This window comes from Streptomyces sp. JLYT201 (genome assembly GCF_059448825.1).
Window position 1 is genome coordinate 8,049,840 of sequence record NZ_CM182551.1, and the last position, 24,504, is coordinate 8,074,343.

Annotated in this window: 24 protein-coding genes; 13 read left to right on the plus strand and 11 right to left on the minus strand. The window is 74.0% G+C overall.

The window, feature by feature from the left end; all coding sequences use genetic code 11:
- Positions 1–90: 90 nt before the first annotated feature.
- Positions 91–273 carry an SCO1431 family membrane protein gene (locus tag AC5WAM_RS34325; RefSeq protein ID WP_366794135.1) on the plus strand — a complete coding sequence of 61 codons (183 nt, stop codon included), beginning with the start codon at positions 91–93 and terminating at the stop codon, positions 271–273.
- Here the strand turns inward: AC5WAM_RS34325 and AC5WAM_RS34330 are convergent.
- Genes AC5WAM_RS34330 through AC5WAM_RS34340 form a run of 3 tightly spaced genes read right to left on the minus strand, consistent with a single transcriptional unit; the run spans position 251 to position 2,778 of the window.
- The gene (locus AC5WAM_RS34330; protein ID WP_495519886.1) at positions 251–1,165 is read right to left on the minus strand and encodes a hypothetical protein; all 915 of its coding nucleotides are present in this window, start codon (positions 1,163–1,165) and stop codon (positions 251–253) included. The genes AC5WAM_RS34325 and AC5WAM_RS34330 overlap by 23 nt on opposite strands.
- 33 nt (positions 1,166–1,198) lie before the next feature.
- Complete coding sequence (locus AC5WAM_RS34335) at positions 1,199–2,266, minus strand: DUF6114 domain-containing protein (protein ID WP_495519887.1); 1,068 nt, start codon at positions 2,264–2,266, stop codon at positions 1,199–1,201.
- The gene (locus tag AC5WAM_RS34340) at positions 2,257–2,778 is read right to left on the minus strand and encodes a DUF6230 family protein (RefSeq protein WP_366794147.1); all 522 of its coding nucleotides are present in this window, start codon (positions 2,776–2,778) and stop codon (positions 2,257–2,259) included. Before AC5WAM_RS34340 ends, AC5WAM_RS34335 begins: the two co-directional genes overlap by 10 nt.
- A 257-nt stretch (positions 2,779–3,035) precedes the next feature.
- Here AC5WAM_RS34340 and AC5WAM_RS34345 point away from each other — a divergent pair, with 257 nt between their 5' ends.
- Positions 3,036–3,716 carry a TetR/AcrR family transcriptional regulator gene (locus tag AC5WAM_RS34345; RefSeq protein WP_495519888.1) on the plus strand — a complete coding sequence of 227 codons (681 nt, stop codon included), beginning with the start codon at positions 3,036–3,038 and terminating at the stop codon, positions 3,714–3,716.
- Positions 3,717–3,798: 82 nt separating this feature from the next.
- On the opposite strand, the gene AC5WAM_RS34350 is transcribed toward AC5WAM_RS34345, so the two are convergent.
- Positions 3,799–5,046: a glycoside hydrolase family 18 protein gene (locus AC5WAM_RS34350; protein ID WP_366794139.1), complete on the minus strand. Its 1,248-nt coding sequence runs from the start codon at positions 5,044–5,046 to the stop codon at positions 3,799–3,801.
- A gap of 408 nt (positions 5,047–5,454) precedes the next feature.
- Here AC5WAM_RS34350 and AC5WAM_RS34355 point away from each other — a divergent pair, with 408 nt between their 5' ends.
- Positions 5,455–6,624 (plus strand): acyl-CoA dehydrogenase family protein, encoded by a 1,170-nt coding sequence (locus AC5WAM_RS34355; protein ID WP_495519889.1) that lies wholly within the window; start codon positions 5,455–5,457, stop codon positions 6,622–6,624.
- Here the strand turns inward: AC5WAM_RS34355 and AC5WAM_RS34360 are convergent.
- On the minus strand, positions 6,616–7,254 hold the full coding sequence (locus tag AC5WAM_RS34360; RefSeq protein ID WP_495519890.1) for a hypothetical protein: 639 nt from the start codon (positions 7,252–7,254) through the stop codon (positions 6,616–6,618). The genes AC5WAM_RS34355 and AC5WAM_RS34360 overlap by 9 nt on opposite strands.
- 294 nt (positions 7,255–7,548) lie before the next feature.
- Between AC5WAM_RS34360 and AC5WAM_RS34365 the strand changes: the two genes are divergently transcribed.
- Positions 7,549–8,676 carry an Rv3169 family protein gene (locus AC5WAM_RS34365; protein ID WP_366794141.1) on the plus strand — a complete coding sequence of 376 codons (1,128 nt, stop codon included), beginning with the start codon at positions 7,549–7,551 and terminating at the stop codon, positions 8,674–8,676.
- 38 nt (positions 8,677–8,714) lie between these two features.
- Positions 8,715–9,806 carry a phosphotransferase family protein gene (locus tag AC5WAM_RS34370; protein ID WP_366794142.1) on the plus strand — a complete coding sequence of 364 codons (1,092 nt, stop codon included), beginning with the start codon at positions 8,715–8,717 and terminating at the stop codon, positions 9,804–9,806.
- A gap of 51 nt (positions 9,807–9,857) precedes the next feature.
- Here AC5WAM_RS34370 and AC5WAM_RS34375 read toward each other — a convergent pair whose 3' ends face one another.
- On the minus strand, positions 9,858–10,307 hold the full coding sequence (locus AC5WAM_RS34375; RefSeq protein ID WP_138958513.1) for a hypothetical protein: 450 nt from the start codon (positions 10,305–10,307) through the stop codon (positions 9,858–9,860).
- A 386-nt stretch (positions 10,308–10,693) separates the two neighbouring features.
- Here AC5WAM_RS34375 and AC5WAM_RS34380 point away from each other — a divergent pair, with 386 nt between their 5' ends.
- The 4 genes from AC5WAM_RS34380 (at position 10,694) to fxsA (ending at position 14,852) form a co-directional block, all read left to right on the plus strand.
- Positions 10,694–11,134, plus strand: a complete 441-nt coding sequence (locus AC5WAM_RS34380) for an Lrp/AsnC family transcriptional regulator (RefSeq protein ID WP_366794143.1) — start codon at positions 10,694–10,696, stop codon at positions 11,132–11,134.
- An 86-nt stretch (positions 11,135–11,220) separates the two neighbouring features.
- Entirely contained in the window at positions 11,221–12,861 is a 1,641-nt protein-coding gene (locus AC5WAM_RS34385) for an amidohydrolase (RefSeq protein ID WP_495519891.1), read from the plus strand.
- Positions 12,862–13,410: 549 nt separating this feature from the next.
- Complete coding sequence (locus tag AC5WAM_RS34390; protein ID WP_366794145.1) at positions 13,411–14,214, plus strand: polyprenol monophosphomannose synthase; 804 nt, start codon at positions 13,411–13,413, stop codon at positions 14,212–14,214.
- A 47-nt stretch (positions 14,215–14,261) separates the two neighbouring features.
- Positions 14,262–14,852 carry an FxsA family membrane protein gene (gene fxsA / locus AC5WAM_RS34395; RefSeq protein ID WP_138958511.1) on the plus strand — a complete coding sequence of 197 codons (591 nt, stop codon included), beginning with the start codon at positions 14,262–14,264 and terminating at the stop codon, positions 14,850–14,852.
- A 173-nt stretch (positions 14,853–15,025) separates the two neighbouring features.
- On the opposite strand, the gene AC5WAM_RS34400 is transcribed toward fxsA, so the two are convergent.
- From AC5WAM_RS34400 to yczE, 3 genes are all read right to left on the minus strand, one after another.
- Positions 15,026–15,400: an RNA polymerase-binding protein RbpA gene (locus AC5WAM_RS34400; protein ID WP_030360404.1), complete on the minus strand. Its 375-nt coding sequence runs from the start codon at positions 15,398–15,400 to the stop codon at positions 15,026–15,028.
- Positions 15,401–15,703: 303 nt separating this feature from the next.
- Positions 15,704–16,471 carry a glycerophosphodiester phosphodiesterase family protein gene (locus tag AC5WAM_RS34405; RefSeq protein WP_366794981.1) on the minus strand — a complete coding sequence of 256 codons (768 nt, stop codon included), beginning with the start codon at positions 16,469–16,471 and terminating at the stop codon, positions 15,704–15,706.
- Positions 16,468–17,121, minus strand: a complete 654-nt coding sequence (gene yczE, locus AC5WAM_RS34410; protein ID WP_495519892.1) for a membrane protein YczE — start codon at positions 17,119–17,121, stop codon at positions 16,468–16,470. Before yczE ends, AC5WAM_RS34405 begins: the two co-directional genes overlap by 4 nt.
- A gap of 164 nt (positions 17,122–17,285) precedes the next feature.
- Between yczE and AC5WAM_RS34415 the strand changes: the two genes are divergently transcribed.
- Positions 17,286–18,782, plus strand: a complete 1,497-nt coding sequence (locus AC5WAM_RS34415; RefSeq protein ID WP_138958509.1) for an SCO1417 family PLP biosynthesis transcription factor — start codon at positions 17,286–17,288, stop codon at positions 18,780–18,782.
- 52 nt (positions 18,783–18,834) lie between these two features.
- Here the strand turns inward: AC5WAM_RS34415 and AC5WAM_RS34420 are convergent, their stop codons facing one another.
- Both AC5WAM_RS34420 and AC5WAM_RS34425 read right to left on the minus strand, forming a co-directional pair.
- Positions 18,835–20,412, minus strand: a complete 1,578-nt coding sequence (locus AC5WAM_RS34420) for a hypothetical protein (protein WP_495519893.1) — start codon at positions 20,410–20,412, stop codon at positions 18,835–18,837.
- A gap of 37 nt (positions 20,413–20,449) precedes the next feature.
- Positions 20,450–20,644, minus strand: a complete 195-nt coding sequence (locus AC5WAM_RS34425) for a hypothetical protein (RefSeq protein ID WP_030674661.1) — start codon at positions 20,642–20,644, stop codon at positions 20,450–20,452.
- Positions 20,645–20,968: 324 nt separating this feature from the next.
- Here AC5WAM_RS34425 and AC5WAM_RS34430 point away from each other — a divergent pair, with 324 nt between their 5' ends.
- From AC5WAM_RS34430 to AC5WAM_RS34440, 3 genes are all read left to right on the plus strand, one after another.
- Complete coding sequence (locus AC5WAM_RS34430) at positions 20,969–21,361, plus strand: ankyrin repeat domain-containing protein (RefSeq protein ID WP_138958507.1); 393 nt, start codon at positions 20,969–20,971, stop codon at positions 21,359–21,361.
- A 301-nt stretch (positions 21,362–21,662) separates the two neighbouring features.
- The gene (locus AC5WAM_RS34435) at positions 21,663–23,081 is read left to right on the plus strand and encodes a HEAT repeat domain-containing protein (protein WP_366794984.1); all 1,419 of its coding nucleotides are present in this window, start codon (positions 21,663–21,665) and stop codon (positions 23,079–23,081) included.
- A gap of 291 nt (positions 23,082–23,372) precedes the next feature.
- Complete coding sequence (locus tag AC5WAM_RS34440) at positions 23,373–24,497, plus strand: glycosyltransferase family 4 protein (protein ID WP_366794985.1); 1,125 nt, start codon at positions 23,373–23,375, stop codon at positions 24,495–24,497.
- Positions 24,498–24,504 lie beyond the last annotated feature (7 nt).

The following is a 24,504-nucleotide window of genomic DNA, read 5'->3' on the forward strand; positions in this document are numbered from 1 at the left end:
ATTTCGCTGGCATGGTGGAGGGGGCAGTGGCAGGTGCCGCTGTCGGCCAGTGGGGGGACACCACTGCCGGACGACGTATCGAGAGTTGCCATGACCGCGAGCTCCGCCACCGCCACCGTTCTCCAGGCCCACGAGGGGCTCCGGACCCGTGCGGGACTCAGGGCGCGCACCGGCGGCCCCGAGGAGGACGGCCCCAAGCTTCTGGAGCACCTCCTCGGCTGGACGCTCGTCGTCGTGCTCGCGATGCTCGTCACCCGGACCGGTCTGATGTGACCTGGGACACGCCCGGGGCGGCGCTCGCGTCGAGGTCCGCCCGCCAGTGCCGGTGCGGTACGCCCACCAGGCCGTAGAGCCGCCGTACGGGCGAACGCCGCGGCAGCAGGACGACGCCCGCGAGCACCGCGAACAGCGGCAGGCCCAGGAGGGCGCCGAGCAGCCGCACCAGCGCGCTCGCGGTCACGGCGCCGAGGAACGGCAGGCCGTAGACCCCGGCCGCCGCGATCGCCACGGCCAGGACGCGGTGCACCTTGCGGTCCTCGTCCGCGCCGGGCAGCGACCAGCCCTCCACCAGCCAGCCGATCTGGGTGATCAGCATGGTGCCGATGACGGCCGCGCCGAAGACGAGCAGGGCGAGGAACGTGCCGGAGGTCAGGAAGTCCAGGGCGTTGTTCACCACGCCGTCCTGCGGCCAGTCGGCCCAGTCGCGGGCCCCGGGGGAGAGGAACCGCTCGTACCCGCTGCCGTCCCAGCCGTGCACCAGCGTGCCGAACACCAGGAAGTAGCCGCCCACACACTGGAGGTAGGCCCAGTAGCCCGCCCCCACCAGGACAAGGACCTGCGCCGCGAGGAACCCGAGGACCGCCCCGACGGGGATGCCGCCCGCGTAGAGCAGGACGAAGCCCGCCCACACCCCGTCGTGCCCGTCGGCGACGTGCATGGTCGCCCAGGACGGGTTCTGCCACAGCACGAAGAGCCCCGTCGGCACCATGAGCACGGCCGCGAAGAGCAGGGTGAGCGCCAGATAGGGGTTGGCGGCACGGCTGCGGGTGCGCGGGCCCTCGCCCGCGTTGATCCGCTCCCAGACCTGGAGCTGGCGCCCCGCGGCGAGCGCGAAGGTCGCGCCCACCGCGTACGCCCAGAACAGCGCTGCCTGGATCTGGATCACGAGGACCTCCCGGGTGACCTCTCGGATGACCTCTCAGGGGTGCGCCCGCAGGCTGAGCCCGCCCGCCGTGATCACGTCCGAGGTGACCAGGGCCTGCTCGGCGCTCACGTCGGTCATGAAGACGAACGGCGGCACCAGCGGCGGCACCGGCAGCCGGTCGGGCGTGAACGTCAGGCACAGCAGGCCCTCGATGCAGCCCTTGAACTTGGTCAGATACAGGGTGACCTTGCCGCTCAGGTCCAAGGTGTCGGCGCCCAGGGCGAGTTCGCGGCTGCCGTCGCGGGTGCGCAGCCGGTAGTCGGTGAGCGAGGCGGCGTTCATGTGCAGCACCATCACCTTCAACGGCCCGTCGGCGGTGGGGATGTCGCGCACGCCCGCGACGATGAAGCCCTTCGGCGCGAAGAGCGTCGTCGTGATGGTCGGCGGCGTCCGCGCCGCCACGACGGGTCCGGCGCCGGGCGCCCGCGGGGCCACGTGCTCCCCGCCCACCGCCCGGCCGACGGCCTCGGCCCGGCCGACGGTCCCGGCCCCGTCGGCGGCCACGGGCACGGCCCCGGCCACGGGCACGGCCTTCGCCGGGGCGGCGCCCCACAACGCCGCCCCGGCGAGGACCACCGGAAGCAGCACGGCGAGGGTCCGCGTGCCCTGCCCGTCGCGGAGCCCGGGCAGCCGCGCCTCCTCCTCGCCGTCCTCGGGCACCGGCGTCCACCCGAAGCCCATCGCGCTGCCCACGATGCCGAGCAGCATGCCGACCAGGAAGCCGCCGAGGTTGGTCGCCGCGAACGACAGGACCGACAGGATCAGCGCGTTGACGGACACGTAGTGGTGCGCCTGCGGCAGCAGCCACAGGAACAGCCCGGCGACCATCAGGGCGATCCCGATGCCGATCGCTGCGATCCCGCCGAGCCCGAGGCTCACCAGGACCGTCAGCGGCGACAGCGGCACGACGAGGAGTTCCGCGCCTCCCAGGATGAGCAGGAGCCCGCCCCAGAACGGGCGGGTGCGCCGCCATCCGCGCACCGCCCGGCGCACCTCCCGCAGCGGCAGCCGTTCGTCGAGCCAGCCGCCCTCGCGCGGCGCGCCCGGCCCGCTCAGAAGCACTTCTTGCCGTCCAGGCTGACGTCCACCCGCATGCCCTTGAGGCGGAAGTTGCCGCCGGTGGCCGACCAGGCGTGCGACCTGACCCCGGACACCTCGATGTCCCCGGCCTGGAGGCCGAACTTGCCCTTCTCGCCCTTGACCCCGGGCACCTCGTCGAGCGTGGAGGCGTCCCGGCCGATCTGGGCGGTGCCGAAGCGGGCGTCGCCGACGAGGTCCTCGGCGTCGATGATCAGGTTGCTCGCGGTGACCTTGCCCGCGTCGCCGCCCGCCGTCAGTTTGAACACCACCGTGCCCAGCGGCGTCTTGACCGATGCGGACTGGCAGATGTCGGACAGCGTGGCGTCGCCGATGCCGAGCAGCGCGACCGGGTGGCCCTTGCCGTCGACGCTCCGGTCGGTCTCCACATAGCTGGCCAGGCCCTGGCTCGTCAGCTTGCCCGACGAGACCTGGAAGCTGGTGCCGGAGACCGCGAAGGACGCGGCGAGCGCGCCCTCCGCCATGATCGACGCCATCGCGCCGACCGCGACGAACGCGGGCAGCGCGATGACGGCCGTCTTCTTCCAGTTGGTTCTGCCCACGGGGGCGGCCCCCGCTGCGGGCCGCTTGGATGCGCTCACTGTCTTCCTCCCGTACGAGTCAGCCGTACCGCGGGTGCGTCAGGGGGAGTGCGTTACAGGGCGCCGTCGGGAGGGCCGCGCCGTTCCGGGCAGGCGGCGAGGGTCTGCCATACTGCGGCCCATCCCAAGGCAGTTGGAGACTAGGGCCGAAATTGAATAATAGTCAACAGCGCGGTAGCGACCGTTCCACCGACGCTGACCGCCCGCAGGCACGCGGCACCGACCGCTCCATGGCGCGCCGCGCCGAACTCATCACCATCGGCCGGAAGCTGTTCGCCGACACGTCCTACGACGCGCTCTCGATGGACGACATCGCGAGACAGGCGCGGGTCGCCAAGGGGTTGATCTACTACTACTTCAAGTCCAAACGCGGGTACTACCTGGCGATCATCGAGGACTCGGTGGCCGACCTCGTGGAGCGGGCGGCCGGGGACACCGAACTCCCGCCCGTGGAGCGGGTGCACCGCACCATCGACGGCTATCTGCGCTACGCCGAGCACCACCAGGCGGCCTACCGCACGATCGTCAGCGGCGGCGTGGGCTTCGACGCCGAGGTGCACGCCATCCGCGACGGCGTGCGCGAGGTGATGGTCGGCACGATCGCCGAGGGCGCGTACGGCCGCAGCGCGGTTCCGGCGCTCGCGCGCACGGCGCTGCTCGGCTGGCTGTGCAGCGTCGAGGGGATCACGCTCGACTGGATCGGCCGCGGGGGCGGGGCGGACGAGCGGGAGCTGCCCCGGGACACGGTGCGCGAGCTGCTGGTGCGCACGCTCCGCGAAACCCTGAACGTGATCGAGGAGTTCGAGCCCGAGTGCCCGGCACCGCCGCCGTGACCTGAGGGCCTCGACCGGCGAAGGGGCACGACGAAGGGGCGGGAGCCCGCCGGCTCCCGCCCCGATCCCGTGCTGTGGACGGCTAGTTGATGGCCTTGATCAGCTCGCCGTTCGAGGTGTCGCCGCTGAGCTCCCAGAAGAAGGTGCCTCCCAGGCCCTGCTGGTTCTTGTAGCTCATCTTCCCGGCGATGGTGGCCGGGGTGTCGTAGCTCCACCAGTTGGTGCCGCAGTGCGCGTACGCGGTCCCGCCGACCGTGCCGTTGGCCGGGCACTTGGTCTTGAGCACCTTGTAGTCGTCGATGCCCTGCTCGTACGTGCCCTGCGCGGGCCCCGTCGCGGTGCCGCCCGGCGCCTTCTGGGTGACGCCGGTCCAGCCGCGGCCGTAGAAGCCGATGCCGAGCAGCAGCTTGTCCGCCGGGATGCCGAGGCCCTTGAGCTTGGCGATCGTCGCCTGCGAGTGCCAGTCGGCCTTGGGGATGCCGGGGTAGGAAGTGAGCGGCGAGTGGGGTGCCGTCGGCCCCTTGGCGTCCCAGGCGCCGAAGAAGTCGTACGTCATCGGGTTGTACCAGTCGACGTACTGGGCCGCGCCCGCGTAGTCCGCGGCGTCGATCTTGCCGCCGGAGGAGGCGTCGGCCGGGATGGCGGCCGTGACCAGGTTGTTCGAGCCGAACTTGGCGCGCACCGCGGACATCAGGTTCTTGTACGCGGCCCGGCCGCTGGTGTCACAGCTCAGACCGCAGGCGTTGGGGTACTCCCAGTCGATGTCGATGCCGTCGAAGACGTCGGCCCACTTGGAGTTCTCGACCAGGTCGTAGCAGGACTGGGCGAAGGCCTGCGGGTTCTTGGCCGCCTCGGTGAAGCCGCCGGACCAGGTCCAGCCGCCGAAGGACCAGAGGATCTTGAGGTTCGGGTGCTTCTTCTTCAGCTTGCGCAGCTGGTTGAAGTTGCCGCGCAGCGGCTGGTCCCAGGTGTCGGCCACGCCGTCGACGCTCTGGTCGGCGGAGTAGGCCTTGTCGGTCGCGGCGTAGGCGTCGCCCATCGTGCACTTGCCGCCCTGGACGTTGCCGAAGGCGTAGTTGATGTGCGTGAGCTTGTTGGCGGAGCCCGACGTCTCGACGTTCTTGACGTGGTAGTTCCGCCCGTAGACGCCCCATTCGGTGAAGTAGCCGACGACGCGTGAGCCCGCCTGGGCCTCGGCGGCCTTCGGGGCGGCGCTCTGGTCGGCCGTGGCGGTGCCCGCACCGGCGAGCAGGCCCGCGCCCAGAACGGCGGTACAGGCGGTGGCCACGAGCGCCCGGAGGCGGGCGCGGGGACGGTGTGGTCTTGGCATCGCTGTCTCCTCGTGGGGGAAGAGGGGAGCAAGGGGGGATGGTGCTGTTGACCAGAGAACAGTCGCGCTTTGAATTGGCATGAACGCGAAGGGTTCCGTGCCGCTGGACTCTAGGGAGGACTAGACCATTGCGTCAATGGTTCGGACCAATTCCCGTTCTCTTCGGCCCTCGTGACAGGGGCCCGCGCACCCCGTGGAGTGGCTGATTCGAAGATCGGAAAGCGGCCGGGAGAACCCGTGACGCCATGCCGCCGATCGGGCATACTCAACGCGCCACAGTCGCTGGTCAGCAGCTTCCGCGATCCGGAAGGGCAGCATCGGCGTGGCAGTGTCCCGGCGGCCTCGTCACACCCCGTGCGTGCGTCCGCTGCAAGCGCCCGACAGGGGAACAGGGGAGAGGAGAGCGGGATGCCCGGAGCCGTGCAGCCGGTGGAGCGCCAACTGCCCACGGAGGAGGCCCAGGATCTGCTGGCGCTGGTCCGTGAGCTGATCCAGCGGGAGATCGCCCCGCACGCGGCCGACGAGGAGGCCGCGGGCCGCTTCCCGCGTGAACTCTTCGCGCTGCTCTCGGAGTCGGGCCTGCTCGGACTCCCCTACGACTCCGCGTTCGGCGGCGGCGACCAGCCCTACGAGGTGTACCTCCAGGTCCTCGAGGAGCTCGCCGCGGCCCGCCTCACCGTCGGCCTCGGCGTCAGCGTGCACTCCCTGTCCTGCCACGCCCTCGCGGGCTACGGCACCAAGGAGCAGCGGGCCGAGCACCTCCCGCAGATGCTGGGCGGCAAACTCCTCGGCGCCTACTGCCTGTCGGAGCCGTCCTCCGGCTCCGACGCCGCCTCGCTGCGCACCAAGGCGGTGCGCGACGGCGACGACTGGATCCTCACCGGTACGAAGGCCTGGATCACGCACGGCGGCGTCGCCGACTTCTACACCGTGCTCGCCCGCACCGGCGGCGAGGGCGCCAAGGGCGTCACGGCCTTCCTGGTGCCCGGTGACGCGCCGGGCCTCTCGGCGGCCGTCCCGGAGAAGAAGATGGGCATGAACGGCTCGCCCACGGCGCAGCTCCACTTCGACGGGGTCCGCGTGCCCGACGCCCGCCGCCTCGGCGACGAGGGGCAGGGCTTCGCGATCGCCCTGTCCGCGCTGGACTCGGGGCGGCTCGGGATCGCGGCGTGCGCGATCGGCGTGGCCCAGGCGGCGCTGGACGAGGCCCTGAGGTACGCGACCGAGCGCCGGCAGTTCGGGCGGCCCATCGCCGACTTCCAGGGCCTGCGCTTCATGCTCGCCGACATGGCGACGCAGATCGAGGCGGGCCGGGCGCTGTATCTGGCCGCGGCCCGGCTGCGGGACGCGGGCAAGCCCTTCTCCAAGCAGGCCGCGATGGCCAAGCTCCTGTGCACCGACGCCGCGATGAAGGTCACGACGGACGCCGTGCAGGTCCTGGGCGGCTACGGCTACACCGCCGACTTCCCGGTCGAGCGCTATATGCGCGAGGCCAAGGTGCTCCAGATCGTCGAGGGCACCAACCAGATCCAGCGCATGGTCATCGCCCGCCACCTCGCAGGGCCCGACTCACGCTGACCCGGGCCGCAGGCCGAAGGAGCTCTGCGGGGCGGGACTGATCAGCAGCCGGGGGTCCGGTCCTGGCGGGCGGGTGCGCCGCTCTCCGTCCGGCTCCGGGCCGGGATCCGGGGGGACCGGCGGGACCTGCGGGCGCCGGGCCCGGCCGTAGGGCTCGTGGCCGCCGCCGGGCTGGGCGTCGTCACCGGGGCCGCGCGTGCCGTACGGGGAGCCCCGGCCCGTCTCGTACCGCGAGCCGGGCGCCAGGTCGTACGAGGAGCCGAAGGCCGTGTCCTGGCCCGTCCCGAAGCGGTCCGCGAACTGGCCGCTCGGCGCGGGTGGGGCCGCGAGGCGCACCCACTCGGGGTCGTGGCGCCCCGGCAGCGTCCGGCCGCGGTCGGCCCAGTGGCGGATCAGCGCGCGGTAGATCGGCGGGTCCTGGGGCGGCGCGGGCTGCGGCGGGGGAGGGGGCGGCTGGTGCTGCGAGGCGTAGCCGGATGGTGCGTACGAGGTCTGGGGGGAGTACGGGGCCTGGGGTGCGTACGACTGCTGATGTGCGTAGGGGGATCGGTGAGGAACCGATTCTGCGATGGAGGGCTGCGGCGTCGGCGTGCGGCGGTGCTGGCCTGCCGGAGCATGGGTGGGGGTCATGTCCGGCCAACGCGCGGCCCCGTGGCCAGGTCACCATCGGGTCGAATCGAGAGTGCGTTCAGGGTCCGCCGCCGCGCGGCGCACGCGTCGCACCGCACCAGCGCCGCCGTACGCGGCGGCACGCCGTCGCGGTCGCACGCGCCGCCGGCGCCTCGCACGCCCGCCACCCGGGTCGCACGCGCCCGGTGCTGACACGTGTATGGCCCCCGCACGTCATCTGACGTACCGTCAACTCCGGTCCGGGCGCGCGCCGTCCGCACCTTCCGAGCACCCTGTCCCCCAGGGAGGCACTCCGTGCCGGACGACCGCCCCGTGCCCCTCGACGAGTACCCCGTCCACCAAGTCCCGCTGTCCATGAAGCACGTGGCCACCGGCGACCGCAACGCCTATGACCGGTGCATCTTCCACCTCTTCGACCACCGGGGCCGGGCCCTGCTGATCCTCGGCCTCGGCGTCTATCCGAACACGGGCGTCATCGACGCGTACGCCACCCTGCGCACCGGAGATGCGCTGCACGCCGTACGCGCCTCCGACGCGCTCGGCGACGACCGTATGGAACTCTCCGTCGGCCCCCTCCGCATCGTGGTCGAGGAACCCCTGCGCAGGTTCCGGCTGACGTGCGCCGCCGACCCCGACGACGCGGACTCGCTCGGCTACGACCTCACCTGGCACGCCGACTTCCCGGCCCTGTGGGAGCCGCACCACCTCCAGCGGCGCGGCGACCGGCTCACCCTCGAAGGCCGCCGGTTCGTCCAGGCGGGCCACTGTGCCGGAACGATACGCCTCGGCGGCGAGGAGATCCCGGTGACGGCCGGGGAGTGGACGGCGACCCGGGACCGCAGCTGGGGCGTGCGGCCCATCCCCGGCGAGGAGGGCGGCCGCCTCGCCGAGGAGCACCCCACGGACGGCTTCCACTGGATCTGGTGCCCGGTGCGCTTCGACGACCGCTTCCTGATGGTCGTCACCCAGGAGGACGCCGACGGCTACCGCACCCTCAACGACGCGACCCTGGTCCGCCCCGGGGACCGCGACCGCCAGCTCGGCTGGCCCCGGGCCGACGTCGTCTACCGCTCCGGCACCCGGCACCCCGAGTCCGCGGTCATCCACCTCACCGACCCCCTGACCCACAAGCCGATGGAACTCGGCGTCGAGGTCCTCACCTCGCTGCCGCTCGCCGTCGGCGCGGGATACCCGCCCGCCGACGACTGGCAGCACGGCACCTGGCGCGGCCGCTCCTGGTGCGAACGCCGCACCTACGACCTGTCGGACCCCGCGGCCCACCCGCTGGCCGCGTACGGCGTCATCGACCACGCGGCCCGCTGCACCCTCGACGGCCGGGTCGGCCACGGGATCTTCGAGCACGGCACCTTCGGCCGCCACGACCCCAGCGGCTTCACCGGCTTCGGCTCCGTCGCGCCCTGAGCGGCGCCCACGGGCCGCCCCCTGAGAGGAGCCCCGACATGGCCACCGCACCCCGGCCCCGCACGACCACGCGCGACCCCGAGGCGCTCGCCCGCCGACTGACCGACTGGCTCGGGACGCGGCTGCCCGGCGCCAGGGCCGTCGACGTGAGCGTGCCCGAGTCCAACGGCATGTCGAGCGAGACGCTCCTGTTCACGCTCGACCACCCCCGGCCGCCCGTGCGCGCCTGCGCGGCCCGGCTCGCGGCGGACCCGGCCGCGTACACGGTCTTCCCGGTGTACGACATGCCGCGCCAGTACCGCACCCTGCGGCTCGTGGCCGAGCGCACCGACGTGCCGGTGCCGCGGGTGCTGTGGCTGGAGGAGGACCCGGGGCCGCTCGGCGCGCCGTTCTTCGTGATGGAGCGCGTCACGGGCCGGGTGCCGCCCGACGTCATGCCGTACACGTACGAGGGCAACTGGCTGCACGCGGCGAGCGACGCCGAGCGCGCGCACCTGGAGGACGCCACGATCCGCGTCCTGGCCCGGCTGCACGACCAGGCCCCGGCCGGGGAGGCGGCGTTCCTCGCGCTGCCCGGCGACGGCGACCCGCTGCGCCGCCACGTGACGGCCCAGCGGGCGTACTACGCGTGGGTGGTGCGGGGCCTGCCGCGCTCACCCCTGATCGAGAGCGCCTTCGCGCGCCTGGAGGACCTGTGGCCGGCCGACCCCGGCGAGACGGTCCTCAACTGGGGTGACGCCCGCATCGGCAACATCGTCTACGAGGGCTTCGACCCGGCCGCCGTGCTGGACTGGGAGATGGCCTGCCTGGGGCCGCGCGAGGTCGACCTCGGCTGGACCGTGTATCTGCACCGGTTCTTCCAGGACCTGACGGCGGGCTTCGGCCAGCCCGGGCTGCCCGGCTTCCTGCGCCGCGACCGCGTCGAGGACCGCTATGCGGAGCTGACCGGCCACCGGCCGCGCGACATGGACTTCTACACGCTGTACGCGGCGCTGCGGCACGCCGTCGTCATGCTGCGCGTCGCCCACCGGCAGGTGCACTTCGGGGAAGCCGTGGTGCCGGACGACCCCGACAAGCTGATACTGCACCACGAGAGCCTCGCGGCGATGGTGCGCGGCGACTACTGGTGACGGCCCGCCGCTGGTCGACGGGCCGCCCCTGCTGTCCGCCGGAGCGGCCCCTCAGGCCGCGCGGCCGAGCTGCCGCTGCCGGGGCACCCGGATCGGGCGTGAGCCGGGCCCGCCCACGTGCGAGAACGGCTGCGTGCGCCAGTCCAGGCCCTGGGGGAGCGTCAGGAGCCGGGCGGCGTCCTGCTCCTGGGGCTCGGGCGTCTCGTCCGCGGACTCGGCCTCGGCCGCGGGACGGCCGGTGCCCGCACAGACGGTGAGCCCGAAGGGGTTCCACGGCGTGGGGCACAGGGCGTGCTCGGGCAGGACGTCCTCGTCCGCCAGGAGCGCGATGGGCTGCCCGCAGTCCGGGCAGGTCACGTGATACATCTCCAGGGTGTCGTAGGCGTCGAACTCCTCGTCCTCGGCGTCGGCGGGTTCGACGCCCTCCGGTGCGGGTTCGAGCAGTTCTACGGCCTGCTGCTTACGGCGCGCGGTACGACCGGGGCGCTTCAGGTTATGCATGGGAATCTCCCCCTCGGGTGGGCCGACAAGGCACTGCGGCCTCGACCACAGCAAGCACTTCCCGTCCCGTCATGGCGGTAATCACGGCACTTCTACGGACCCGCCCCCTGATGTGTGGCGTTCGTCACATGCCGGATGAAGATGCCGCTGTGCGCGGGGCGGCTCCCGAGGGGTGCGCAGGTATGCGGACGTGCGAGGAGTCATGCGGAGCGATCCCCTCCCGCGGCCCTGCCCGCCGCCGCGTCCGTGGCACCGGGAGCCAGGGCCGCGGGCGCCCTGCTCGCGCCGCTCCGCCGCCCGCGCGGGCGGCGCCCGGGGCCCGTCCCGGTGGCGTTCGGGTGTCCCTCAGGTATCGGCGGGGATCAAGGGCACTGTAGGTTCGGCGCATGGAGGAGCTGGACCGACAGATCGTGCAGCTGCTCGTCAAGGACGGGCGGATGAGCTACACCGACCTGGGCAAGGCCACGGGCCTGTCCACGTCTGCCGTGCACCAGCGGGTGCGCCGGCTCGAACAGCGCGGGGTGATCCGCGGGTACGCCGCGGTCGTCGACCCCGAAGCCGTCGGCCTGCCGCTCACGGCCTTCATCGCGGTGAAGCCGTTCGACCCCAGCGCGCCCGACGACATCGCCGAACGCCTGGCCCCGGTGCCCGAGATCGAGGCCTGCCACAGCGTGGCGGGCGCGGAGAACTACCTCCTGAAGGTCCGGGTCGCCACCCCGCACGAGCTGGAGAACCTACTGGCCAGGCTGCGCTCGCTCGCCGGGGTCTCCACCCATACGACGGTCGTCCTCTCCACGCCCTACGAGGCGCGGCCGCCGCGGATCTGAGGCCCCCGCAGGGCCTGCGCGGCGCGCCCGGCCCGGCGCGCCACCCCGGCGGCACGGCGCCCTCGCGCAGGCGCGAGACTGTCCTCATGAGCGAGCGCACCACCCCCGAGAGCGGGCCCCGCACCGTCCTGCTGCGCGGCGGAGAAGTCCACAGCCCCGCCGATCCCTTCGCGACCGCGATGGTCGTCGAGCGCGGCCATGTCGCCTGGGTCGGCTCCGAGGGCGCGGCCGACGCCTTCGCGGACGGCGTCGACGAGGTCGTCCACCTCGACGGCGCCCTCGTCACCCCCGCGTTCACCGACGCCCATGTGCACACCACGGGCGCCGGCATCGCGCTCACGGGCCTGGACCTCTCCCGGGCCGGGAGCCTGGCCGAAGCGCTCATTCTCGTCCGCGAACACGCCGCCGCGCGCCCCGACGACCGCGTGCTGCTCGGCCACGGCTGGGACGCCGCCCGCTGGCCCGACGGCCGCCCGCCCACCCGCGCGGAGCTCGACGAGGCCACCGGCGGCCGCCCGCTGTACCTGTCGCGCATCGACGTGCACTCCGCCGTCGTCACCACCGCCCTCCTGGACCTGGTGCCCGGTGTCGCCGACACGGCCGGGTACCGCGCCGACGCGCCGCTGACCGCCGCCGCCCACCACGCGGTGCGCGAGGCCGCCCACGGGGCCCTCACGCCGCTGCAGCGGGCCGAGGCCCAGCGCGCCGCGCTCCGGCACGCGGCGTCGCTCGGCATCGGCTCCGTGCACGAGTGCGCGGGCCCCACCATCTCCAGCGAGGACGACTTCACCGGGCTGCTGCGCCTGGCCGCCGAGGAGCCCGGGCCGCGCGTCGTCGGCTACTGGGGCGAGCTGGGCGCCGAAGGCGTCGCCCGCGCGCGGGAGCTCGGCGCCCGGGGCGCGGCCGGCGACCTCTTCGTGGACGGCTCGCTCGGCTCGCACACGGCCTGGCTGCACGAGCCGTACGAGGACGCGGACGCCGCCGGCCACACCGGCAACGCCTACCTGAGCGCCGCCGACGTCGCGGACCACGTCGTCGCCTGCGCCGAGGCGGGCCTCCAGGCGGGCTTCCACGCCATCGGGGACGCCGCCGTGACCGCCGTGACCGACGGCGTGCGCGCCGCGGCCGACAAGGTCGGCCTCGGCCGCGTCCGCGCCGCCCGGCACCGCGTCGAGCACGCCGAGATGCTCACCCCGCGGACCATCGCCGCCTTCGCCGAGTTCGGCCTGACCGCCTCCGTGCAGCCCGCGTTCGACGCGCTGTGGGGCGGCGACGGCATGTACGCCCGGCGGCTCGGCGCCGAGCGCGCCCGCGCCCTCAACCCGTACGCGGCCCTGCTGCGCGCCGGGGTGCCGCTCGCCTTCGGCTCCGACAGCCCGGTGACCCCGCTCGACCCGTGGGGCACCGTGCGCGCCGCCGCCTTCCACCACACCGCCGAGCAGCGGGTGTCCGTACGCGCCGCCTTCACCGCCCACACCCGCGGCGGCTGGCGGGCCACCGGCCGCGACGACGCGGGCGTCCTGGTGCCCGGCGCCCCCGCCGACTACGCCGTGTGGCGCACCGGCGAGCTCGTGGTCCAGGCCCCCGACGACCGCGTCGCCCGCTGGTCCACCGACCCGCGCTCCGGCACCCCGGGGCTGCCCGACCTGACGCCCGGCACCGAGCTGCCCGTCTGCCTGCGCACGGTGGTCGCCGGAGAGACGGTGTTCGTACGGCCGGGCGAGTGACGCCGGTGCGACCGCGCGGCTCCGAACGGGGCCACGCGGCGCGTCGCGCGCGGCCGGGTCCCTCGCCACTGACCTGCTGATCTACCAGAACCCCGCAGGTCACACGGCTATTGACAGACGGCCGATGTGCACGGGTAGTTTCGGCGCGTCCACCACAGGACGTCCGACCGGTGAACCTGCACGCAGTCGTCGAACGCCGCTGGGTCACGGGTGGCGCGCCGCACCGGCGCACCACCACAGGGAGCCAGGTCCAGCGCCCGCGACGCCCGGGCGCGGGAACGCGATCACCGGGGCAAGGGCGTCCCTCCCGCTCCCTGGGAGCCAGGGGGAGGTGCGACCCGGGTGGGGCCCGGACGCTCAGTAGACAACGGCTCTCGGTCGATCCGCAGCCAGCGGGTCCCAGGCCGGCCCGAAGGGCACCGGGCCCCTACCCGCAGGATCGCTTCCGCACCGGTACCGCCCCGGCGCGGGGGCCGCACCCGTGGCGTCGCGAGAGCCCCAGGCACGGGCCACTATGGTGGTCCCCTGCGTACGAACGAAGGGGCAGTAGTGAGCAACGGCGGCGGGATCAGCGAAGCAGCGGACGAGGGACGGCAGTTCGGCCCGCTCGGCCAGGCCTTGGTGATCATCCCGACCTACAACGAGGCGGAGAACATCCAGGCGATCGTGGGCCGGGTGCGCATCGCCGTGCCCGAGGCGCACGTGCTCGTCGCCGACGACAACAGCCCCGACGGCACCGGGAAGATCGCGGACGAGCTTGCGGCCGAGGACGACCACGTCCACGTGCTGCACCGCAAGGGCAAGGAGGGCCTCGGCGCCGCCTACCTCGCGGGCTTCTCCTGGGGCCTGGAGCACGGCTACGGCGTCCTGGTCGAGATGGACGCCGACGGCTCGCACCAACCCGAGGAGCTGCCGCGCCTGCTCACCGCCCTCAAGGGCGCCGACCTGGTGCTCGGCTCGCGCTGGGTGCCGGGCGGACGGGTCGTCAACTGGCCCAGGTCGCGCGAGTTCCTCTCCCGCGGCGGCAGCACGTACTCCCGGCTGCTCCTCGACGTGCCGATCCGCGACGTCACCGGCGGCTACCGCGCCTTCCGCCGCGAGACCCTGGAAGGGCTCGGGCTCGCCGACGTGGCCTCCCAGGGCTACTGCTTCCAGGTCGACCTGGCCCGGCGGGCCGTCAAGGCGGGGTACCACGTCGTGGAGGTGCCCATCACCTTCGTGGAGCGCGAGCTCGGCGACAGCAAGATGAGCCGCGACATCGTCGCGGAGGCGCTGTGGCGGGTCACCGCCTGGGGCGTGGGGGAGCGGGTCGGCAAGGCCCTGGGCCGCAAGCCCTCCGACCCCCGCTCCTGATCACCCCGCTTATCCCGGTCTGAGCCGGGGCCAGGCACACTGGGAGCATGACGACTGGCGCACCGCCTCCCCTCAAGCCCGCACGGCCCCGGCGCTCCCGCGTCCTCAGGTTCCTGCCCCTCGGCATCGCCGCGTGGCTGGTCCTGGAGATCTGGCTGCTCACGGTGGTGGCGGGCGCGTCGAGCGGGCTGACCGTGTTCCTGCTGCTCGTGGGCGGCCTGGTGCTCGGTTCCTTCGTGATCAAGCGGGCCGGGCGCCGCGCCTTCAAGAACCTGAGCGAGGGGCTGCGACAGCAGCAGCAGGGCCTGGCGCCCGCGCCGGACCAGGGCGGCGGCAGCGCCCTGACCATGCTCGGCGGGCTCCTCATCATCCTGCCGGGCCTGATCTCGGACGTCCTGGGCCTGCTGCTGCTCGTGCCGCCGCTCCAGAAGGTCCTCAGCCGCAGCGCCGAGCGGGCCTTCGAGCGCAAGCTCACCGCGGCCGCGGCGGCCGCCCCCGGCGGCCTCGGTGACGCCTTCCAGCAGGCGCGCATGCACCGTCCCGACGGCAAGGTCGTCCAGGGCGAGGTGATCCGCGAGGACCAGCCACCGACGCGTCCGAGCGGCCGTCCGGGCGACCCCCAGCTTCCTCGCTCGTAAGCCCCCTACCACCAGGCCAAGGCCCTCTGTCCCGCGCGGGACAGAGGGCCTTGGCCTGGCTCCGCACGAGGGGCGCGACGCCGTCCCGCCGGGGGGCGGATGCGCGACGAGGGCCGGGCCCGCTGCAGAGCAGCGGGCCCGGCCCTCGTCGTTACTGCTGAACCGCCGCGCGCCTATGCGGACTTGCGGCTGTCACGCGGGTGCACCGCGATGTTCATCGCGCCGGACCTGAGGACCGCGAGGCGCTCCTCCAGGACCTCCTCGAGCTCTTCTCGAGTACGGCGCTCCATGAGCATGTCCCAGTGCGTACGCGCGGGCTTGCCCTTCTTCTCCTCCGGTCCGTCGCCGTCCACGAGAAGTGCCTGGGCCCCGCAGACCTTGCACTCCCACTCCGGCGGGATCTCCGCCTCGACCGAGAACGGCATCTCAAATCGATGTCCGTTCTGGCATGCGTACTCCACGGCCTGGCGCGGGGCCAGGTCGATGCCGCGGTCGGTCTCGTAGCTGGTCACCACGAGGCGCGTGCCGCGAAGAGCTCGCTCACTCATGAATCGTGCCTCCCGGGCTTGTCGCCCACAGGACAGGTGTCGCTGTCGTCGTCATCCGGACAACGTCCGGTCGGCGGTAAAGATTCCCGTACCGGGCCATGCGTCGCCGTCGTATGCCGCCCCTTGTTGTACCCACCGGCGCCCGGTTTGTCACATCTGACAACAGATGTCACCCAGCGTTGCCATAAACTCAGCACGCAGTAACGGTCCGCCTGGCAGGCCAAAGGCGTACACTACCGGCCTTCGGCCCTCGTTGCTAAATCAGGCCCGGAATCGGCTGGTCCGCGCCCTGGGTCGGGGCGGTCAGACCCAGGTGCCGCGGTCCTTGAGGACGTCACGCAGCGTCTCCGTCTCGTCCGTCATGATGCCGTCGACCCCCAGATCGAGCAGCGCGTGCATCCGGGCCGGGTCATTGACCGTCCACACGTGGACCTGGAGCCCGCGCGCGTGGGCGGTGCGCACGAAGCGGTGATCGACCACCCGGACCCCCGACTGCGCCTCGGGCACCTGCGCGCACACCGCGGACACCCGCGGCACCGCGGGCAGCCCCAGGGAGCGCAGCCGCAGCGCCAGGACGCCGCGCGTGCCGTACGACGTGGCGAGGCGCGGACCCGCGAGCCGCTGGGCCCGCGCCACCCGTGCTTCGGAGAACGAGCCGACGCAGACGCGGCCCCAGGCGGAGGCGCGCTCGATCAGGTCGAGCAGCGGCACGAGCGCGGGCTCGGCCTTCACGTCCACGTTCCAGCGCGCCTCGGGGAACGCCTCCAGGAGGTCCTCGAAGAGCGGCACCGGCTCACGGCCCGCCACGCGCGCGTGGCTCACCTCGCGCCAGGGCAGGTCCGCGATGCCGCCGGTCCCGTCCGTGACCCGGTCGAGCGTGGCGTCGTGGAACGCCACGAGCCGGCCGTCCGCCGTGGCGTGCACATCGGTCTCCAGATACCGGTAGCCCTGGTCGACGGCGCGCCGGAACGCCGCCGCGGTGTTCTCCAGGCCCTCGGCCGCGCCTCCCCGGTGGGCGAAGGCCAGCGGCCCCGGATGGTCGAGGTACGGATGGCGTACGCGCGTGGTCACCCACGCAGTATCACCCGCTCCGATGGCGCGCCCGCGGCCACCACGCCTCCGGCGGGCGGCGCGGGGAGGGCGAACAGGCGCAGGAAGAACTGGGCGAGCGGGCCGATCGTCACGGCGTACACGACGGTGCCCACGCCGAGGGTGCCGCCGAGCACGAAGCCGGTGACGACCACCGCGACCTCCACCAGCGTGCGCATCAACCGGATCGAGCGGCCGGTGCGCTCGTGCAGGCCCGTCATCAGACCGTCGCGGGGGCCGGGGCCGAACTTCGCCGCGATGTAGAGGCCGGTCGCCACCCCGTTGAGGACGATGCCCCCCGCCATCAGCGGGATCCGTACGCCGAGCCCGTGCGCGTCCGGAACGAGCGCGAGCGTGCCGTCCATCGCCAGGCCCACGACGAAGACGTTCGACACCGTGCCGAGGCCCGGCCGCTGCCGCAGCGGGATCCACAGCAGCAGCACCGCGGCGCCCACGAAGATCGAGACGACGCCGATGGACAGGCCGGTCCGCTCGGCCAGGCCCTGGTGCAGCACGTTCCACGGCTCCAGGCCGAGCCCCGAGCGCACGAGCAGCGCCGAGCTCGCGCCGTACAGGACCAGGCCCGCGTACAGCTGGAGCAGGCGTCGGGCGAGCCGGCCGCCGCCCGGCACTCTGGGCAGGGACCGGCCCCGGTGCTCCGGGGCCGGGGCGGACGGAACTGGATGCTCCCTGGACAAGTGGTGCCCCCCGTGGTGGTAGTGGCCTGACTCATGACACTCTGTGGCGTGGTGCAAGGCGCCAACCATGGCCAATTCGATGAAGGTGGACTGGGATCATGGCTCAGTGGACATCGGCGGTGGGCTCGACCCAGCTCGCCCGGCTGCTCACCTCCCAGCAGGCGCGCCCGGCGGGCGCGGGCACCCGCCGCCCGCCCGCCTACCGCGCCCTCGCCGACGGCATCAGGCTCCTCGTCCTGGAAGGACGCGTCCCCGTGGCCGCGCGCCTGCCCGCCGAGCGGGAACTCGCGGTCGCGCTCTCCGTGAGCCGCACCACGGTCGCCGCCGCCTACGAGGCGCTGCGCACCGAGGGGTTCCTGGAGTCCCGCAGGGGCGCGGGCAGCTGGACCGCCGTCCCGGCCGGGAACCCGCTCCCCGCGCGCGGGCTCGAACCTCTGCCGCCCGAAGCCGTCGGCTCCATGATCGACCTGGGCTGCGCGGCCCTGCCCGCCCCCGAGCCCTGGCTCACCCGCGCCGTGCAGGGCGCCCTGGAGGAGCTGCCTCCCTACGCCCACACCCACGGCGACTATCCGGCGGGCCTGCCCGCCCTGCGCGCCATGCTCGCCGAGCGCTACACCGCGCGCGGGATACCGACCATGCCGGAACAGATCATGGTCACCACCGGCGCCATGGGCGCCATCGACGCGATCTGCCACCTCTTCGCGGGCCGCGGCGAGCGCATCGCCGTCGAGTCGCCCTCGTACGCCAACATCCTCCAGCTGATGCGCGAGGCGGGAGCCCGGCTTGTGCCCGTCGCGATGGCCGAGGGGCTGCGCGGCTGGGACCTGGACCGCTGGCGGCAGGTGCTGCGCGACGCCGCGCCGCGCCTCGCGTACGTCGTCGCGGACTTCCACAATCCGACCGGCGCGCTCGCCGACGAGGACCAGCGCCGGCAGCTCGTCGACGCGGCGCGCTCCGCGGGCACCGTCCTCGTCGTCGACGAGACCATGAGCGAACTCGGCCTCGACGACGTCGAGATGCCCCGCCCCGTCTGCGGGTTCGACCCCGCGGGCGCCACCGTCATCACCGTGGGCTCGGCCAGCAAGGCCTTCTGGGCGGGCATGCGCATCGGCTGGGTGCGGGCCGCGCCGGACGTGATCCGCAGCCTGGTGGCGGCGCGCGCGTACGCCGACCTGGGCACGCCCGTCCTGGAGCAGCTGGCCGTCAACTGGCTCCTGAGCACCGGCGGCTGGCGCGAGGCCGTGAACGTGCGCAGGGAGCAGGCCCGCGACAACCGCGACGCGCTGGTCGCCGCGGTGCGCAGGGAGCTGCCCGGCTGGGAGTTCGAGGTGCCGCACGGCGGCCTGACCCTGTGGGTGCGCACCGGCGGCCTGTCCGGGTCGCGCCTGGCAGAGGTCGGCGAACGCGTCGGCGTCCGCGTGCCGTCCGGGCCCCGCTTCGGCGTGGACGGCGCCTTCGAAGGCTATGTACGGCTGCCGTTCACGGTCGGGGGAGCGGTCGCGGACGAGGCGGCGGTGCGCCTCGCGGCGGCGGCACGCCTGGTGGAGAAGGGCGCGGGCGGAGGGATGCAGGCCCCGCAGTCGTTCGTGGCGTGAGGGGGCGGGGCCGCGTGCGTGCGGGGGCGGGGCCCGGTGGCCGCCCCGCGCCTCAGCTCTCCGCGGCGGCGGGTGCCGTGGTGAGGGCCGCGTCCGCGGGCCTCGTGCGCCCCGGGAGCAGCTCCAGGACCGCCCGCCGGTGCGCGTCGCTCGTCGCGTCGTCGTACGGGTCCGGTGTCGCCGGGACCTGGAGGCGGTGCACCGGACCCGTGCCGAGGCGGGCGTAGCCGCGGCCCGCGGGGACCTCCGCCGTGGGGGTCGTGGGCGGCGCCGTCCCGAGGAGCTGTTCCAGCTGGCCGGGGGTGGCGGGGCCGAGCACCACGCGCGCGCGGGTGTGCTGCCGCACCGCGTCGCTGAGGGCGTCCACGCTGTCGAGCTGGTCGGCCACCACGACGGTGACGCCCGCGGCCCGGCCGTGCCGCAGGGGCACCTGGAGCAGCGACTGGGGGTCCCGGTGCCCGTCGGCCGCGGCCAGGTGGCCGAGCGTGCTCGGGCGGTCGAGGAGGATCCACAGCGGGCGCCTGGTGTCCTCGGGCGGCGGCTGGCCCGCCTGCCGGGCGCGGTTGGCGGCGATGAGCCGCCGCTCCGTCTCGTGCGCCGCCCACTCCAGGCTGGCGAGGGCCCCGGTCAGCCCGCACTCGACGGCCAGGACGCCGTCGCGCCCGGTCAGGCACGCGTAGTCGCCGGTGCCGCTGCCCTCGACGATCACCACGTCGCCGTGCTGGAGGGCCTGCAGGGCGATCGAGCGGAGCAGCGTGGTGGTGCCGCTGCCGGGCGTGCCGACGGCGAGCAGGTGCGGCTCGGTCGAGCGCGGGCCGGTGCGCCACACGACGGGCGGTACGTCGCGCTGTTCCTCGCCGTCGGCCACGGGCAGCGTGCGCTGGACCGAGGTCGGGTCGGTGAAGCCGAGGACGGTCTCGCCGGGGGCGGTGACGAACCGCTGGGCGGCGATGTCGGTGGGCAGCGGCGGCAGCACGTCCACGGTGAGCGCGTTGCCCTCCTCGTCCCACTCGAAGCGGTACTCGCGGCCGCGGCCCGACTTGGCGTGCAGCAGCTGCTCGATCCGCGCGCGGGACTCGGCCTCCCCGTCCGTGAAGTACGCCGGGTAGCGCACCACGAGGTGGGACACGCGGCCGGTGTCGTCGAACTCGTAGGCGGGGAAGGCCTTTTCCCACTCGCCGCCGTGCGTGAACAGCGGGCTGGGGTCCTCCGGGACGGAGAAGTACGGCACCAGTGCTTCGTAGAGGGACTGCAGGCGCTGCACCTGCCCATCGTCCGGGCCGGTGGGCGCGGGGACGGTGCGCTCACGGCCCTTCCAGGCGGCCGCCGCCATCAGGCTGATGACGGCGAGCAGCGGCCCGTAGGGAATGAGGGCCACCACCAGGACCACCGAGGCCACGAGGAACAGCAGCGGGCCCCGCCGGTCCTTGGGGGTCGCGGACCACTTGCGCCGCCCGGCTCCGGCGAGGCGGCGCAGCCCTCGGGTGATGGTGATCAGCGGGTGCAGGACGTCGGTGGCGCTGTCGGCGGCCGACCGGGCCAGCTCGCGGCTGCGCGCGATGTGCTCCCGGCTCCGGGCGATCTGGGCGGTGCCGTTGCTCAGGATGCGGGGGAGAGGGCGCCGGGCCACGTCGGTCTCCTGGAAGTGGTGGTGAGGGGCTCAGCCGTCAGAACTTGATGCCGCCGAGCAGGCTCGCGAGGCTCGCACTGCCCGCCTGGATGCTCGGCGCGATGGCGGTGCCCGCGAGGAAGAAGCCGAAGAGGGCGCAGACCAGGGCGTGGGAGGCCTTGAGCCCGTCCTTGCGGAAGAAGAGGAAGACGATGATGCCGAGCAGCACGACTCCGGAGATGGACAGGACCATGAGAGTTCTCCTGATTGAGGGGGACAGTCACCATCAGTACTTCCAGGCTCACAGCATGTATCCATACGAGATGGGGTGCAAATGGGGGAAATTATCGAAATTTCCCCTGAACGGCGGCGGGTCGCCGGGCCGTCCTGGGAGAGGGGCGGGCGGTCGGCCGCGCCCGCGGTGATCTTTGCCGCGGACGCGGTCGGTCATGTGCCGTGACGGGCAGTACCCTGTCGATTCACTCGTACGGCTGCACGGCTGCGCAGCCGGGAACCATCTGGGCCCCAGCACGCGCTGGGGCCCGGCTCACGCGCATCGCGAAAGGCGGGCACCACCATGGGCGAAGCCCTCGACCCCGAGGTCGTGGAGCTGGCGGGCAAGATCTTCGATCTGGCGCGCGCCGGCGACACCGACGCCCTCGCCGCGTACGTCGACGCGGGCGTCTCCGTGAACCTGACCAACGACAGCGGCGACTCGCTCCTCATGCTCGCCGCCTACCACGGGCACGCGCCCGCGGTGCGGGCCCTCGTCGAGCGCGGCGCGGACGTCGACCGCGCCAACGACCGGGGGCAGACGCCGCTCGCCGGCGCCGTCTTCAAGGGCGCGGACGACGTGGTCAGGGCGCTGGTCGACGGGGGCGCCGATCCGGCCGCGGGCACGCCGTCGGCCATCGACACCGCACGGATGTTCGACAAGGTCGAGCTGCTCACGCTGTTCGGGGCCGCCTGACCGGGGTACTCGATCTGGTGCGACGGGGGCGCCGGAAATGTGGTCGCGGCGGGTGTAACCGCTGGGTCATCATGACGACGTGATTCACGGACATGACGTCGGGGCAGGAGTTGCCGCAGCGCGTGGCCCGTGATCGGCCCGAACCCGGACCTGGTGTCCGGCATCCCCCCGGGCCACCGACGAAAGGCAGAGGAAAATGGTCTTCGACAAGCAAGAGACGGCGGGCGGCCCGACGTGTTGGCGCACGGCCAGGTAATGCGGATTCCCGGTTGCGTCGACGCTTGATGTGAGGCTGTTTCCCATGTTCGAACCGGTCATAGCGCCCAGCGGTACGCTGCTCGGCCTGCTGCAGAGGGGCCGCGGCGACGGCACCCTGCACGCGCTCACCGCACCCCGGGCCGAGGCGCTCGCCGCCCTCGACCACTGTGTGCTCAACGACCCGCGGCACGACTGGCAGGTGGAGAACCGCTCCCTGTACTACGCCCGCCTGTACCTCGATCTGAACGGTGAGCTCGACGCCGTCGAGCGCCACCTCTTCGACCCCGAGGACGCCCTGGTCACGGACGACTCGCGCACCGGCCTCGCGCTCTCGGTGCTCGGCCATCTCGCCTCGTACGACCGCCCGGACGCCCTCAGGCTGCTGCGCCGGTACGCCGAGCACGGCAGCAACTGGGCCTGGGCCCTGGACGAGCTGGCCCTGCGCGACGACGACGCGGCGCTGCGCGCCCTCGCCGGGCCCGTGCTCGCCCGCTTCTCACCCGACGCCGAGGGCGAGGCCGCCCTCACCGTCGCCGTCCGCGACGCCTTCGAGCCGCGGCCCTGGCGGCTGTGGGCCGAGGACCCCCGCCCGGAGATCGGCGCCCGGGTGCGCGCCGCCCGGGAGCGCGGCTCCTTCGACCGCTGGCAGCGCCAGCTCGAGCCCGCCGGGCCGCGGCCCGGCTGGAGCGTCAAGGCCGTGCTCGACTGGGCCCAGGAGGGGCTCGAACGCGGCGCCGCGCTGCACGTGCCCGCGGCCCGCTGCCTGAGCGCCGTCGCCGGGCCCGAGGACCGCGCCGAGATCATCGCGGCGGCGCGGTACGGCGCGGACGGGGCGCGCGGCACCGCCCTGCGCTATCTCGCCGACGTGCACGACCCCGACGTGCTCGACCTCATCGAGGAGGCAGCGCGCAGCGCGTCGTCCGCCGTCGTGGAGGTCGCCGCCGAGACCTTCGAGCGGATGCGCTCCGTCGCCGCCGTGCAGCGGGCCCGGCAGTGGGCCGGACGCCCGGACGTGCTGGGCGCCGCCGCCGGGCGCGTGCTGGCCTGCCGGGGCGGCGCCGAGGACAGCCAGCTGGTGCTCGCCGCGCTGCGCGAGGCCGTGCGCGGCGAGGGTCCTGACGCGCCGACGCTGTGGCCGCTGGTCGACGGCGCCGGACGCCTCGGCATCGGCTGCGCGGCGCCCGTCCTGCGCCACGTCTACCGCGAGACCGCCTCCTCCCACCTCAGGGGCCGGGCCGCCGGGGCGCTCGCCGCCACCGACCCCTCCTTCGCCGCGGGCTTCGCCGTCGAGTGCCTCTGGGACTGCGAGGAGACCACCCGCGAGGTCGCCGCACGGCACGCGGAGACCGGCGACGCGCGCGTCGTCGCCCGGCTCAGGCGGCTCGCCGCCGATCCCGCCGAGGAGGACGAGGTCCAGTCCGCGGTGCGCAACCGCATCGGTCCTGACGCGCCCGCCGTGTGAGCGCCCGGCGCGCGGCGGCGAGCCAGGACCTGAGGGGCCGACCGTCCCCATGACGGCAGGGCCATGGGCCGCCGCCGCGCGCAGGACGCCCCCGGCCGTGGGCCTTCCCCGTGCGCAGGACGTCCCGGACAGGGGCCACCGCCGCGCAGGACGTCCCGGACACGGGTCACCGCCGCGCAGGACGTCCCCGGCGTGGGCCCCCGCCGCGCGGAGCGGAACGCTCATGGGACGTTCCTCGCCAGGAAAGATCCACGTTGACGTGGGCACGCCCCATCTGACGACAACACCGGTATGCGTGTCGTCATCGTCACCGAGTCCTTCCCGCCAGATGTCAACGGCGTGTCGCACTGCGCCCTGCAGACCGCGCGGCAGCTCGTCGCCCGCGGCCACGACCCCCTGGTCATCGCCCCGGCCGCCGTGCCCGGGGCCGAGCCCGACGGCCGCGCGCCGTGCCCCGTCATCCGCGTGCCCTCGCTGCCGCTGCCCGGATACCCGCAGGTCAGGGTGGCGCTCCCGAGTCGCCGCCTGGCCGCGGCGCTGAGCGCGCACCGGGCCGAACTCGTCCACCTCGCCAGCCCGTTCGTGCTCGGCGCCCGGGGCATGACCGCCGCGGCCCGCCAGCGCATCCCCACCGTCGCCGTCTACCAGACCGACCTGGGCGGCTACGCGCGTACGTACATGGGCATGGGCGAGGCCACGGCGTGGCGGCGCATCCGGGCCGTGCACGCCGCCGCCGACCGCACGCTCGCACCGTCCTCCGCGGCCCTCGCCGACCTGGTGGCCCACGGCGTTCCCCGGGTGCGCCTGTGGCCGCGCGGCGTGGACACGGACCGCTTCCGCCCCTCGCTGCGCGACGAGGCGCTGCGGCGCGAACTCGCCCCCGGCGGCGAACTCCTCGTCGGCTACGTGGGACGGCTCGCCCCGGAGAAGCACGTCGAGCTCCTGGCGCGGGTGTGCGGCCTCAAGGGAGTGCGCGTGGTCGTCGTGGGCGACGGGCCCAGCAGGGCCGCGCTGGGCGCGGCGCTGCCCGGCGCGCTGCTGCTCGGGCGCCGTACCGGCGGCGAACTCGCCCGGACCTTCGCCTCCTTGGACGTCTTCGTGCACACCGGGCCCCTGGAGACGTTCTGCCAGACCGTGCAGGAGGCCATGGCCAGCGGCGTTCCGGTGGTCGCCCCCGCCGTGGGCGGGCCGCTCGACCTGGTCGTCCCCGGCCGCACCGGGAGCCTCGTCCCGCCGGGCGACGCCGAGGCGGTGCGCGACGCCGTCTGGGCCATGGCGGCCGACCCCGCCCTGCGCGCGGCGTACGGCGCAGCGGGGCGCGCCGCGGTCGAGGGGCGGACCTGGGACGCCGTCGGGGACCAGCTCGTCGGGCACTACGAAGAGGTCCTCGCGGAGCGCACGGCGGTGGCGGCGTGAGGCCCGG

Excerpts from the sequence above, each read along its gene's own strand:
- fxsA (WP_138958511.1), top strand. The coding sequence starts at position 14,262 with ATGACGACTGGCGCACCGCCTCCCCTCAAGCCCGCACGGCCCCGGCGC.
- AC5WAM_RS34370 (WP_366794142.1), top strand. The coding sequence starts at position 8,715 with ATGGCCACCGCACCCCGGCCCCGCACGACCACGCGCGACCCCGAGGCG.
- AC5WAM_RS34435 (WP_366794984.1), top strand. The coding sequence starts at position 21,663 with ATGTTCGAACCGGTCATAGCGCCCAGCGGTACGCTGCTCGGCCTGCTG.
- AC5WAM_RS34385 (WP_495519891.1), top strand. The coding sequence starts at position 11,221 with ATGAGCGAGCGCACCACCCCCGAGAGCGGGCCCCGCACCGTCCTGCTG.
- AC5WAM_RS34425 (WP_030674661.1), bottom strand. The coding sequence starts at position 20,644 with ATGGTCCTGTCCATCTCCGGAGTCGTGCTGCTCGGCATCATCGTCTTC.
- AC5WAM_RS34325 (WP_366794135.1), top strand. The coding sequence starts at position 91 with ATGACCGCGAGCTCCGCCACCGCCACCGTTCTCCAGGCCCACGAGGGG.
- AC5WAM_RS34360 (WP_495519890.1), bottom strand. The coding sequence starts at position 7,254 with ATGACCCCCACCCATGCTCCGGCAGGCCAGCACCGCCGCACGCCGACG.
- AC5WAM_RS34355 (WP_495519889.1), top strand. The coding sequence starts at position 5,455 with ATGCCCGGAGCCGTGCAGCCGGTGGAGCGCCAACTGCCCACGGAGGAG.
- AC5WAM_RS34430 (WP_138958507.1), top strand. The coding sequence starts at position 20,969 with ATGGGCGAAGCCCTCGACCCCGAGGTCGTGGAGCTGGCGGGCAAGATC.
- AC5WAM_RS34400 (WP_030360404.1), bottom strand. The coding sequence starts at position 15,400 with ATGAGTGAGCGAGCTCTTCGCGGCACGCGCCTCGTGGTGACCAGCTAC.
- AC5WAM_RS34350 (WP_366794139.1), bottom strand. The coding sequence starts at position 5,046 with ATGCCAAGACCACACCGTCCCCGCGCCCGCCTCCGGGCGCTCGTGGCC.
- AC5WAM_RS34375 (WP_138958513.1), bottom strand. The coding sequence starts at position 10,307 with ATGCATAACCTGAAGCGCCCCGGTCGTACCGCGCGCCGTAAGCAGCAG.
- AC5WAM_RS34440 (WP_366794985.1), top strand. The coding sequence starts at position 23,373 with ATGCGTGTCGTCATCGTCACCGAGTCCTTCCCGCCAGATGTCAACGGC.
- AC5WAM_RS34340 (WP_366794147.1), bottom strand. The coding sequence starts at position 2,778 with ATGGCGTCGATCATGGCGGAGGGCGCGCTCGCCGCGTCCTTCGCGGTC.
- AC5WAM_RS34415 (WP_138958509.1), top strand. The coding sequence starts at position 17,286 with ATGGCTCAGTGGACATCGGCGGTGGGCTCGACCCAGCTCGCCCGGCTG.
- AC5WAM_RS34380 (WP_366794143.1), top strand. The coding sequence starts at position 10,694 with ATGGAGGAGCTGGACCGACAGATCGTGCAGCTGCTCGTCAAGGACGGG.